This window comes from Cryobacterium sp. RTC2.1 (assembly GCF_035018685.1).
Lineage (GTDB): Bacteria > Actinomycetota > Actinomycetes > Actinomycetales > Microbacteriaceae > Cryobacterium > Cryobacterium glucosi.
In genome coordinates, this window is record NZ_JASJXJ010000003.1 from 59020 (window position 1) to 70337 (window position 11318).

The following is an 11318-nucleotide window of genomic DNA, read 5'->3' on the forward strand; positions in this document are numbered from 1 at the left end:
TATCGCTTGGTATCAGTCTGGAGGAGGAAAAAAATGTCCCAGATCGCAGCACATGGTGCCATCGAAAACCAGAGCGCCACGCACCAGCTCACGGCCGCCGACAGGTGTGACGCGTGTGGCGCGCAGGCGTACATTCGCGTCAGCGTCAACAACAGCGAACTGATGTTCTGCGCCCACCACGGTCGCAAGCACCAGGAAAAACTCTCCGCCATCGCGGACAGCTGGCACGACGAGTCCAGCAGGCTCCTCGAAGACCAGCGTTCGTAACGCGACAGGCAGTACGACCGGAAACGGCGTCGACGCGACTGAGGTCGCGGCGGCGCCGTTTTCTTGTCCGCTGTGCCTCTAGGAGTCCGCGTCGAGGCTGAGGGTGGAGACCACGACGGCCGTCGCGGCCTCCGCGATCGCATCGGCGGCAGCTGCGCGCTCCGAACGCACATAGACGCCGCCTGCCCGCGTGACCGCTGCGGAGAGGATATGGTCCGCCAGACCCGGATTGCGGGCGAGGACCGGACCGTGCAGGTGCGTGCCGAGGAAGCTCCCCATTCGGAGACCCTCCGTCTTCGCCCCGTTGCCCACGCCGCTGAGCACCCGGCCGAGAACGGATGCCTCCGCTCCGACGTAGCTGCGGGCGTGGTTCTCGAAGCCCACGAGCCGGCCGAACGCTGATTCGACGACAAGGTCGCCCGTCGCACGCTCCGCGAGCGGGACAGCACGCCCCGCGACGAGACCGAGACCTTCGACGACGCTGCCGTCCGCGAGTTCGACTCCCCAGCTCAGGAGTTCCCAGCCGGTTCCGACCGCGAGCACGGGAACGCCCGCCGTTGTCCACGCGCGCAGAGCATTGACCAGGGGGGCCAGGAGATCGCGCGTCGCCAGGAGGTCGGAGTCGTTTCCGGAACCGATCACGATCGCGTCGACCTTGCTCGGGAGTTCCTCGAGCGACCTGACCGGCACGATGGTCGCGTCGAAGCCGGCCCAGCGGGCGCGCTGTGCGAGCACGCGTGCGTTGGCGGCGTCCCCGTTGGTGTCGAGGAGTTCGGGAAGCACGGACAGTATCGTGAGTGCGCGCATGGCTCAACCCTCCCGGTTCGAGGCGAGGCCGAGGTGTGCGCGGGTGCGCCGCATCGAATCCGCCGAGAAGATGATGGTCTTGATGCCGTGCTCCGGATCCGGCAGGGCCAGGAAGTCGTCGAGTGCCCGGCCGAGGTCTGGCTCGATCCGGTCGACGACAACCCCGTCGTATGCGAGCTGCAGTGCAATGTCGTGGGCCTTCGATCCAGACACGATCAGCACCCGGCCGAGGCCGGAGGTGTCGACCGGCCAGAAGTATGACGGATCGCGGACATCGGACCCGATAGCGACCAGGACCTGGTCGAGGCCGGGTTCGAGGCTGTCGACGTTGAGCTGGAAGCTCGCCGGGTTCTGCACGAGCACGAACTCGACGCGGCGGCCGCGGACGGTGACGATCTCGCCCCTGCCGAAGACGGGCGGGATCGCGGATACGGCGGCGCAGGCCGTTGCCGCGTCGAAGCGGTCCCCGAGAGCGGCCCGGGCGGCCGCGATCGCGGTGAGTGCGTCCACGGCGTAGTGCACGCCGCGCGCAGGCAAGCCGAGGTCGAAGGACCGGCCGTCGAGCAGGACCGAAGCCGAGCGACCGGAGACGCGCGTGAGCAGGATGCCGCCGACCGGCGGCATCCGCTCGGACGCGGTCACGCTGTAGCCGAGACCGCGCGGGTTCTCCGCGAGGATCTCCGCCGTCACACCGTAGCGGGCCACGGCGGCCGGGCCGTCGAGGTGGTCGACGAGGCCGAGGAGGGACGCGTCGTCTGCGTTGATGACGACGGTCCCGCTCGCACGGTTCGCGATCCTGGCCAGCATGGCCACGACCATGTCGGAGTCGTGGAAACGGTCGATCTGGTCGACCATGACGTTCGTCAGTGCCACGACCCGGGGGTTGAGCGTCGCCGAGATGAGGGCGCCGTGCCCCTCATCCATTTCGAGCACGGCCATGTCACCGTGGATCCGACCGGTGAGGCTGACCTCCTCGAGCAGGGCGGAGGTGAGTCCCTGGCTGATGTTGGCGGTCGACTGGTTCGTGAACACCGTGACGCCGTGCGCACGGAGGGCCGCGACGAGCATCTTGGTGGTCGTGGACTTGCCGCTCGAGCCGGACACGATCACGAGACCGTCTGGAAAGCCGTTCAGAACGCTCGCGAGGAACCCCGGAGCGATCTTGTTGACGACGAGGCCGGGAACCGCGGATCCCCCGCCCGGCTTTCGCCAGCGCGCGAGGACCCGCACAGTTCGGCCGACCAGGATTGCCGGTGCATAGCGCACGGGATTCTATTCGAGGTAGTCGCGTAGTGACTGCGACCGCGACGGGTGACGCAGCTTGGCCATCGTCTTGGATTCGATCTGGCGGATGCGCTCGCGGGTCACTCCGAAGGTGTCACCGATCTGGTCGAGCGTCTTGGGCATGCCGTCGCCGAGGCCGAAGCGCATCCGGATCACGCCGGCTTCGCGCTCGGAGAGCGAGTCGAGCAGGCTCTCGAGCTGCTTCTGCAGCATGGTGAATCCGACGGCGTCCGCGGGGACGACGGCCTCGGTGTCCTCGATGAGGTCACCGAATTCGCTGTCGCCGTCTTCGCCGAGCGGGGTGTGCAGGGAGATCGGTTCGCGGCCGTACTTCTGCACCTCGACGACCTTTTCCGGGGTCATGTCGAGTTCGCGGCTCAGTTCTTCCGGCGTGGGTTCGCGACCGAGGTCCTGGAGCATCTGGCGCTGCACGCGGGCGAGCTTGTTGATGACCTCGACCATGTGCACGGGAATGCGGATGGTACGGGCCTGGTCGGCCATGGCGCGTGTGATCGCCTGGCGGATCCACCACGTGGCGTATGTGGAGAACTTGAAGCCCTTGGTGTAGTCGAACTTCTCGACGGCGCGGATCAGTCCAAGGTTGCCTTCCTGGATCAGGTCGAGGAACTGCATTCCACGGCCCGTGTAGCGCTTGGCGAGCGAGACGACGAGGCGCAGGTTCGCACCCAGAAGGTGGCTCTTGGCGCGCGCGCCGTCCTTGGCGACCCAGAGGAGTTCGCGCCCGAGCGCACTCTTCTTTTCCGCGTCGGTCATCTGGGACATCTTGTCCTCTGCGAACAGCCCGGCCTCGATGCGCATGGCGAGCTCGACCTCTTCGGCCGCGTTCAACAGGGCGACCTTGCCGATCTGCTTCAGGTAGTCCTTGACGGGGTCTGCCGTTGCGCCGGTGATGGCGCTCGAGTAGACGGGGACCTCGTCCTCGTCGTCGACGAGGGACAGGACGAGCGCGCCGCTCGGGAGGGGCTCCGTCGGCGTCTTCTTGCCGTGGTCGTCGTCGTTGTGGTCGTCTTCGACCTCATCGTGACCGTTCAGGTCGTCGTGGTCGTCCGCGCCGGCCTTGGACTTCGCGCCGGCCCGCTTGCGCGGCGTGCGGTGCTCGTCATCGTCGTCGTCATCGTCGTCGTTGCCTGAACCGGCAGCAGCGACGGCGGCGGCATCGGATGCAGCTGCCGCTGCGGCTGCCTTCGCGACGGCGGCCTTGGTGGGGGCGCGCTTGATGGCGGGGGCCTTCGCCGCTGCCTTGCGGGCCGGGGCCTTGGCGGGGGCCTTCTTCGCGGCATCCGTCTCGGCAACGGTGGTCTCTTCGGTTGGCTCGGTCTTTGTGCGGGTTGCCATTCGAACACCTCTCATGCCGTCGGGTGTGCACCGGCGGCGCTGCCCGCAGGTGCGGTGAACCGGGGGAAACGGTCCGTGCGCCAAGCCGGGCAGATATGGATTTTGGGCAGTACTAGGACCCATGTCAAGTCCCGGGCTGCGCACCATCAACTGGTAACGGTGCACCCAGGACCAGAACGGGCCCTATTGACAATTATTGCATGCTTTGTGTATATAACGAGCCAGTTCACGGCCTCTCGAACACGCTCAGCGCGAACGCGGACGCCGCCAGGCCCGCGCCACGGCGATCCAGAGGGGCGCCACCTCGACGCCCTCGTCGCGGGACAACAGGAATCGGGTGCGGCGCCGGGCGCGGAGCAGGAACACGACGCCGATCCCGACGACCAGGAACTGCACGAGGAAGGCGACCCGGAAGGATTCCAGGGAGTACAGGTTGCTCGGCGCTCCCCCGGCGACTCGCCAGCCATTCTGAAGGTCGAGCAGGACCCCGATCAGGTACACCATCACGAAACTCGCCGTGAAGCCGCCGACGTTCACGACGCCGTTGGCCGAGCCGTGGCTGCGTTTCGGATTGAAGCTGCGAGCGAAGTCGAACCCGATCAGGGAGCCAGGGCCGCCGATTCCGAGGGTGACGAGGAGTAGGATGATGAGCCAGAACGGTGGCGTTCCCGGCCAGGCGAGGACGACGGTCCAGGCCGCCGCCATCAGGATGACAACGGCGAGCACGATGTTGCTGCGGCGCTGGGGGTAGCGTGCGGTGAGGATGCCCAGGATGGGGCCGAAAACCATGCCGGCCGCGACGAGCACCATCAGCATCGAGGCGGCAAGAGCGGGGTCGTAGCCGAGGCCGTAGACCATGAAGGGGAAACCCCAGAGCATGCTGAAAACGGTTCCTGGCGACTGCGTCACGTAGTGCGACCAGAATCCGAGCTGCGTTCCCGGCCTGCGGAAGCTCTTCTTGAGCAGCACGAGCGCCTCCCGCAGGCTCGTCGGCCGAGCCTCGTCCGTCGATCCCACCGGCCGGTCCTCGATCACGACGATCACGACGACGAGCGCGACGACGGCGACGGATGCCGCGGACAGGAACGCGGGCGTCCAGCCGAAGGTGTGCAGCACCCAGGCGAGCGGAACGGCGGAGAGGACCTGGCCGAGCTGGCCGATGTTGCCGAGCCACTGCGAAAGCTGGGGCACAAGGGGGCCGTCGAACCAGGATCCGATCAGGCGGATCATGGAGATGAAGATGGCGGCGTCTCCCGCACCGACGAGCATCCGACCGGCGACGGCGGCGGTGATGTCGGTGGAAAACGCGAGGGTGACCTGTCCGCCGATCATCAGCGTTGTCCCGACGATCACGAGGATCCGGGGTCCGAACCGGTCGATGAGCACCCCGACAGGCACCTGCGCCGCTGCGTAGACCACGAGCTGCACGACGGCGAGGCTGGAGAGCAGCGCGGCGGTGCCGCCGAAGCGCTCAGACGCCGCGACTCCGGCGACGCCGAGCGACGTGCGCTGCAGGACTGCCGATAGGTACGCGAACGACCCGATGGAGAAGATGAGCCAGGAGCGACGGGAGTTCATTGCTCCCAATCTATCCGGTCCGGGCCGTTCCTCGGCTCAGGCGCCCGTGCCGTCGTCGCGGCTGCGGCGGGTCGCGAGGAAGTTCTCGAGTTCTGCTGCGATCTCGTCGGCGCTGGGAAGCTCGCCATCTTCATCGGTCAGGGGCGACCGCACGCTGCTGCCCTCCATGTAGGTGTCGTAGCGTTCCTCGAGGGTGCCAACGAGCTTCGCGAGCTCCGGGTTCTCGCGCACCTGTTCGTCGATCCGATTGATGAAATCGCGATTCTGCTCGCGGAGCTGGTCCGTCGGGAAGATCAGGCCGGTTGCCGCGCTCGTGCTCTCGAGGGCGGACAGCGCTGCAGCCGGGAATTCGGTGTCTGCGAGGTAGTGCGGGACGAGCAGCACGAACCCGACGACCGCGGCGCCGCTCTCGTGCAGGCGCAACTCCACGAGGTGCAGGACATTGGACGGAACCTGGGTGTGCGGACGCCAGACGGACATGCCCTCGATCAGGTCTGAGCGGGTGCCGCTCACGGTGACGCCGATCGGGCGGGTATGCGGAACCGGCATCGGGATCGAGTGCACCCACGTCGTCGCTGCGACGCGGAAACGCTTGCCGATCTCGAGGACGGCGGCGGTGAACTGCTCCCAGCGGAAGTCCGGTTCGAAACCGCACAGCAGCAGGAACGGCTGGCCGATCTCGTCGTGCGCGAGGTAGAGCCGAAGCACCGGCGGCTGGTAGCCGGTGAGGTGGTCGCGATCGAAGTAGATGATCGGCCGCCTGGCCCGGTAGTCGAGGAGGACATCCGCGTCGAAGGACGCGATCAGCGTGTGGGTGAGGTTTCCGAGCAGGTATTCGGTGAACTGCGCCACCGCTCCCCCGGCGTCTGCGAACCCGGTCAGGCCCGCGACGAGGTTCAGGCCCTCGGGCACGGATGCCGATTCAGCCGTCAGCTCGTAGATGTCACCAGGATCGCGCATGCCGTTAACACTAGGCCGCGTCCTCGCGGCCGGGTGGGAATCCGCGGGTCCCCGCATAGTGCCGTAAGCGAACAGGCCACGCAGGCATCACCGGCCGAACGGGCCGCACAGGGGCGGCCAGTAGCATCGAAGGATGACCGCTCCCGTTCTCTCCGTGTCCGCACAACCCGCCATCGAATCAACCGCCGACGTCCTGATCGTGGGCGCGCTCCAGTCCGCAGACTCCGCGGTGCTCTTCGCCGACCCGGCGTTCACGGCCCTGTCCACCGTCCTCGCCGACCTCGGCGTCACGGGCGCACGGGACCAGGTGGTCCGCATTCCGGCATCCGTCGGCGGCGCGCGCACGATCGCAATCGTCGGACTCGGCAAGGACGCCGGTGTCGACGCCCTGCGCGCGGCCGCCGGTTCCGCCGTCCGCCAGCTGACCGGCGTCGAGAGCGTCGCCTTCGCGTTCCCGCTCGCGAGCACCGCCGAGCTCACCGCCGTCGTAGAGGGCGCCGCGCTCGGAGCCTATTCGTACACGGAGTACCGCCAGGCGTCCCTCGCCGGCACCCGGCTTCCCGCCGGCCGCGTCACCGTGCACAGTGCGCTCGACGGAACGGACGCCGTCGCCCACGCCCTCGTCGTGTCGGAGGCCGTCGCCCTCGTCAAGGACCTCGTGAACATGCCGGCGTCCGATCTGTACCCCGAGGCACTCGCCGACCGCGCAGTCGCCGCCGCCGCAGACCTGCCCGTCACGGTCAGGGTCTGGGACGAGGCCGAACTCGCCGCCGACGGTTTCGGCGGCATCGCCGGCGTCGGCCAGGGTTCCACCCGTCCGCCGCGCCTGGTCAAGGTCAGCTACGCGCCCGAAACCGCGAGCCGTCACATCGCCCTCGTCGGCAAGGGCATCACCTTTGACACCGGCGGACTCTCCCTCAAGCCGGCCGGCTCCATGGTCGGCATGAAATACGACATGACCGGCGCTGCAACGGTGCTCGCTGTCGTGCTCGCCGCGGCCCGCCTCTCCCTCGACGTGCGCATCACTGCGTGGCTCTGCATCGCGGAGAACATGCCGTCCGGCAATGCGATCCGCCCGAACGACGTCCTTCGCATCCGCGGCGGCCGCACGGTCGAGGTGCTCAACACGGATGCCGAGGGTCGTCTCGTCCTCGCCGACGGGCTTGTCGCAGCGGGTGAGGAAGAACCCGACGCGATCATCGATGTCGCCACCCTGACGGGAGCCGCCATCGTCGCCCTCGGCAACCGCTACTACGGCGTCATGGGTGAAGACGCCCTCGTCGCCCGCGTGCTCGCCGCCGGTGCCGGTGTCGGTGAACAGCTGTGGGCGATGCCGCTCCCCGACGAGCTCCGCGCCACGCTGAACTCCGACGTCGCCGACATAGCGAACGCCAAGATGGGCTCGAGTGCCGGCGGAATGCTCCTCGCCGCCGTCTTCCTGCGCGAGTTCATCGGGACCCGCGGGACCGGGGACGATGCCGCGACCATCCCCTGGGCGCACCTCGACATCGCCGGACCTGCGCACAACACCGGAGGCGGCTGGGGCTTCACGAACGCGGGTCCCACCGGCGTTTCGGTGCGCGCTTTGCTGCGTCTGGCCGAGGACTTTTCGCGCCCGTAGTACAGTCGAGGTGGCATGGGGAAGAAAGCGCCCGGCTCACGGGTGTCATCGATTCCCGTCCCGCAGACTTTTTGTGCTTTTCCGCTTGTGAGTACGCGCTTGTGTCCAGCGCCCGTATGTGAATAAAAGGGAGTCCCTGAGTGTCGGAACAGAATTTTGACCTTGTCGTTCTCGGTGGAGGAAGCGGTGGCTACGCAGCAGCGTTGCGCGCCGTCCAGCTCGGCCTGACCGTCGGCCTGATCGAGAAGGGAAAACTCGGCGGCACCTGCCTGCACGTCGGGTGTATCCCGACGAAGGCCCTGCTGCACTCGGCCGAGGTGGCCGATGTCAGCAGGGAAGCCGCGAAGTACGGCGTGAAGACCCAGTTCGAGGGCATCGACATGGCGACCGTCACGGCCTTCCGTGAGGGAATCGTCGCATCCAAGTACAAGGGCCTCCAGGGCCTGATCAAGGCACGCGGCATCACCGTCATCCAGGGCGAAGGCCGCCTCGTGGCGCCGAACACCGTCCAGGTCGGCGACGACCGCATCGTCGGCAAGAACGTCGTCCTCGCCACCGGCTCGTACTCGCGATCCCTCCCGGGCCTCGAGATCGGCGGCCGCGTCATATCGAGTGAGCAGGCCCTCGAGTTGAACTTCGTCCCGAACAAGGTCGCCGTGCTCGGCGGCGGCGTCATCGGAGTCGAATTCGCGAGCGTCTGGAAGTCCTTCGGTGCAGACGTCACCATCATCGAGGCGCTGCCGCACCTCGTCCCGAACGAAGAGGAATCGGTCTCCAAGCAGCTTGAGCGCGCCTTCCGCAAGCGCGGGATCGAGTACTCGCTCGGCATCCGTTTCCAGAGCGTGACCCAGCACGAGAACGGCGTTGTCGTCACCCTCGAGAACGGCTCGACCGTCGAGGCCGAGATCCTGCTCGTCGCCGTCGGACGCGGACCGGTCACGGCCGGACTCGGCTTCGACGAGGTCGGCGTGGCGATGGATCGCGGCTTCGTCCTCACGGACGAACGCCTCGCGACGAACATCCCCGGCGTCTACGCCGTCGGCGACATCGTTCCCGGCCTGCAGCTCGCGCACCGCGGCTTCCAGCAGGGCATCTTCGTCGCCGAGGAGATCGCCGGCCTCAACCCGATCATCGTCGAAGACCTGAACATCCCGAAGGTCACATACTGCGACCCCGAGATCGCGTCCGTCGGCTACTCCGAGGCGAAGGCCTCCGAGAAGTTCGGCGCAGACCAGGTTTCGTCCTACGAGTACAACCTCGGCGGCAACGGCAAGAGCTCGATCCTCGGCACGAGCGGTTCGATCAAGGTCGTCCGGGTCAACGACGGCCCGATCGTCGGCATCCACATGATCGGCGCGCGCGTCGGCGAGCTCATCGGCGAAGGCCAGCTCGTCGTGAACTGGGAGGCGTACCCGGAGGACATCGCCCCGTTCCTGCACGCGCACCCGACCCAGAACGAAGCGCTCGGCGAGGCATTCCTGGCCCTGGCCGGGAAGCCCCTCCACGCGATGTAGCCGTTTCCCGGCTACCGACCGTCTATAAGCTAAGTACAGATCACATAATGGTTTTGAAGGAGACAAACGCATGAGCGAATCCGTTAGCCTTCCGGCACTCGGTGAGAGTGTCACAGAGGGTACGGTTACCCGCTGGCTGAAGAACGTGGGCGACCGCGTCGAGGTCGACGAGCCCCTGTTGGAAGTATCGACCGACAAGGTGGACACGGAGATCCCGTCCCCCGTTGCCGGCATCATCGAAGCGATCCTGGTTCAGGAGGACGAAACCGTCGAGGTGGGTACCGCCCTGGTCCTGATCGGTGACGGTTCGGCCGCCGCCGCTCCCGCACCGGTCGCAGCTCCCGTGGTCGAGGCCCCGGTCGCGGCTCCCGTGGTCGAGGCGCCTGCAGCCACCGCTCCCGTCGCAGCCCCGGTCTACGCACCCGCCCCGGTCGCAGCACCCGTCGCACCGCCCGTCGCCCAGCCGGTCTACGCCCCGGTCCCCGTCGCAGCACCGGCACCGGTCTTTGCGCCGGTTCCCGTTGCGGCTCCGGCAGCGGTCGCAGCGCCTGCGCCCGTCGCGGCACCCGTCGTGGCAGAGCCCGCCGTCTCCCGTGGCTCCCACGCAGGCACCTCCGGCTACGTGACCCCGATCGTCCGCAAGCTCGCGAACGAGGCCGGCGTCGACCTGTCCAGCGTCACCGGAACCGGTGTCGGCGGACGTATCCGCAAGCAGGACATCACGGCAGCCATCCCGGCCGCCGGCGCCGCGGCATCCGCCCCGGCATTCGAGGTCTCGCCGCTGCGCGGCACCTCCAAGCCGATGTCCCGGCTCCGCAAGGTCGTCGCCGAGCGCGCCGTCATCTCGATGCAGTCGTCGGCCCAGCTGACGACCGTCGTCGAGGTCGACGTCACGCGCGTCGCGATCTTCCGCGACAAGGTCAAGGCATCCTTCTTCGAGAAGACCGGCAACAAGCTGTCCTTCCTGCCGTTCTTCGCCCTTGCCGCCGCAGAAGCACTCCAGGCGAACCCGATCATCAACGCCACGATCGACGGCGACACGATCGTGTACCCGGCTCAGGAGAACATCAGCATCGCCGTAGACACCGAGCGCGGTCTGCTCACCCCGGTCGTGCGTAACGCCGCGGAACTCGACCTGGCCGGATTCGCGGCCCAGATCGCCGACCTCGCCCAGCGCACGCGGGACAACAAGCTCAAGCCCGACGAGCTGTCCGGTGGCACCTTCACGCTGACCAACACCGGTTCGCGCGGGGCACTGTTCGACACCCCCGTCGTGTTCCTGCCGCAGAGCGCGATCCTCGGAACGGGCGTCGTCTACAAGAAGCCGCTCGTCGTGTCGAGCGGTGGCCTCGACGCCATCGCGATCCGCTCCTCGGTCTACCTGGCGTTGTCCTACGACCACCGCATCATCGATGGCGCGGATGCCTCACGCTTCCTCGTCACGATGAAGCAGCGTCTCGAGGCGGGCGACTTCGAAGCCAACCTCGGCATCTGAGTCGGCCAGTCGGCATGTCCGGCTAGCCGGCACGTTCTGCTAGCCGGCACGTTCTGCTAGCCGGCACGTTCTGCTAGCCGGCACCGAAGAACTCGCGTAATCGCCAACCGGCCTCGCCCTTGACCACAAGGACGGAGGCCGGTTTGTCGTTTCCGGGTGCCGCTCCGCCGACGGACAGGGCCACGAGCGCGAGATTCCCGATCCGGTTGACGACCGTCGGTAGGGAACCGTCGACGGTCGGGGCGCTGCTGTCGTGTGGATATCCCGTCGCGCTGCCCGTCGCACCGTCCGACGCGTGCCCGATCAGGGCGCTGGCCCCTGCCAGTGCCGGAGAGTCCGGTTGGGACACTTCCGCAAGGCACTCCCGATCCGCCGTGACGAGACACAGGGCCCGTATGCGGAGCAGCGCAGCGGTGGCAGCGGCGGGGTCCTCGCC

General features: G+C 67.6%; 9 protein-coding genes and 1 pseudogene. 4 read left to right on the top strand and 6 right to left on the bottom strand.

Annotated elements, in window-relative coordinates:
* The first annotated feature begins 33 nt into the window (after window positions 1-33).
* Window positions 34-267, top strand: coding sequence for a hypothetical protein (locus QN357_RS00980; RefSeq protein ID WP_134446517.1), 234 nt, complete (start codon window positions 34-36; stop codon window positions 265-267).
* Between the two features lie 78 nt (window positions 268-345).
* Here the strand turns inward: QN357_RS00980 and QN357_RS00985 are convergent, their stop codons facing one another.
* The 5 genes from QN357_RS00985 to QN357_RS01005 all read right to left on the bottom strand — a co-directional run bounded on the left by QN357_RS00985 (window position 346) and on the right by QN357_RS01005 (window position 6252).
* Window positions 346-1074, bottom strand: a complete 729-nt coding sequence (locus QN357_RS00985; protein ID WP_134558416.1) for a type 1 glutamine amidotransferase — start codon at window positions 1072-1074, stop codon at window positions 346-348.
* Between the two features lie 3 nt (window positions 1075-1077).
* Window positions 1078-2340 (bottom strand): MurT ligase domain-containing protein, encoded by a 1263-nt coding sequence (locus QN357_RS00990; RefSeq protein WP_322135858.1) that lies wholly within the window; start codon window positions 2338-2340, stop codon window positions 1078-1080.
* 6 nt (window positions 2341-2346) lie between these two features.
* Window positions 2347-3714, bottom strand: a complete 1368-nt coding sequence (locus QN357_RS00995) for an RNA polymerase sigma factor (protein WP_134561085.1) — start codon at window positions 3712-3714, stop codon at window positions 2347-2349.
* Window positions 3715-3960: 246 nt separating this feature from the next.
* The gene (locus QN357_RS01000; RefSeq protein WP_322135861.1) at window positions 3961-5292 is read right to left on the bottom strand and encodes an MFS transporter; all 1332 of its coding nucleotides are present in this window, start codon (window positions 5290-5292) and stop codon (window positions 3961-3963) included.
* 36 nt (window positions 5293-5328) lie between these two features.
* Entirely contained in the window at window positions 5329-6252 is a 924-nt protein-coding gene (locus QN357_RS01005) for a PAC2 family protein (RefSeq protein WP_322135862.1), read from the bottom strand.
* Between the two features lie 133 nt (window positions 6253-6385).
* Here QN357_RS01005 and QN357_RS01010 point away from each other — a divergent pair, with 133 nt between their 5' ends.
* The 3 genes from QN357_RS01010 to QN357_RS01020 all read left to right on the top strand — a co-directional run bounded on the left by QN357_RS01010 (window position 6386) and on the right by QN357_RS01020 (window position 10882).
* Complete coding sequence (locus tag QN357_RS01010) at window positions 6386-7873, top strand: leucyl aminopeptidase (RefSeq protein WP_322135863.1); 1488 nt, start codon at window positions 6386-6388, stop codon at window positions 7871-7873.
* A 140-nt stretch (window positions 7874-8013) separates the two neighbouring features.
* Complete coding sequence (lpdA, locus tag QN357_RS01015; RefSeq protein WP_322135864.1) at window positions 8014-9387, top strand: dihydrolipoyl dehydrogenase; 1374 nt, start codon at window positions 8014-8016, stop codon at window positions 9385-9387.
* 70 nt (window positions 9388-9457) lie between these two features.
* On the top strand, window positions 9458-10882 hold the full coding sequence (locus QN357_RS01020; RefSeq protein WP_322135865.1) for a 2-oxo acid dehydrogenase subunit E2: 1425 nt from the start codon (window positions 9458-9460) through the stop codon (window positions 10880-10882).
* Between the two features lie 73 nt (window positions 10883-10955).
* On the opposite strand, the pseudogene QN357_RS01025 reads toward QN357_RS01020, so the two are convergent.
* Window positions 10956-11318: pseudogene (locus QN357_RS01025) on the bottom strand (hypothetical protein); the annotation flags it as partial.

Bases quoted from the DNA above. Each gene is read 5' to 3' on its own strand.
- QN357_RS00980 (WP_134446517.1), top strand. From the start codon at position 34: ATGTCCCAGATCGCAGCACATGGTGCCATCGAAAACCAGAGCGCCACG.
- QN357_RS00985 (WP_134558416.1), bottom strand. From the start codon at position 1,074: ATGCGCGCACTCACGATACTGTCCGTGCTTCCCGAACTCCTCGACACC.
- QN357_RS00995 (WP_134561085.1), bottom strand. From the start codon at position 3,714: ATGGCAACCCGCACAAAGACCGAGCCAACCGAAGAGACCACCGTTGCC.
- QN357_RS01000 (WP_322135861.1), bottom strand. From the start codon at position 5,292: ATGAACTCCCGTCGCTCCTGGCTCATCTTCTCCATCGGGTCGTTCGCG.
- QN357_RS01005 (WP_322135862.1), bottom strand. From the start codon at position 6,252: ATGCGCGATCCTGGTGACATCTACGAGCTGACGGCTGAATCGGCATCC.
- QN357_RS01010 (WP_322135863.1), top strand. From the start codon at position 6,386: ATGACCGCTCCCGTTCTCTCCGTGTCCGCACAACCCGCCATCGAATCA.
- QN357_RS01020 (WP_322135865.1), top strand. From the start codon at position 9,458: ATGAGCGAATCCGTTAGCCTTCCGGCACTCGGTGAGAGTGTCACAGAG.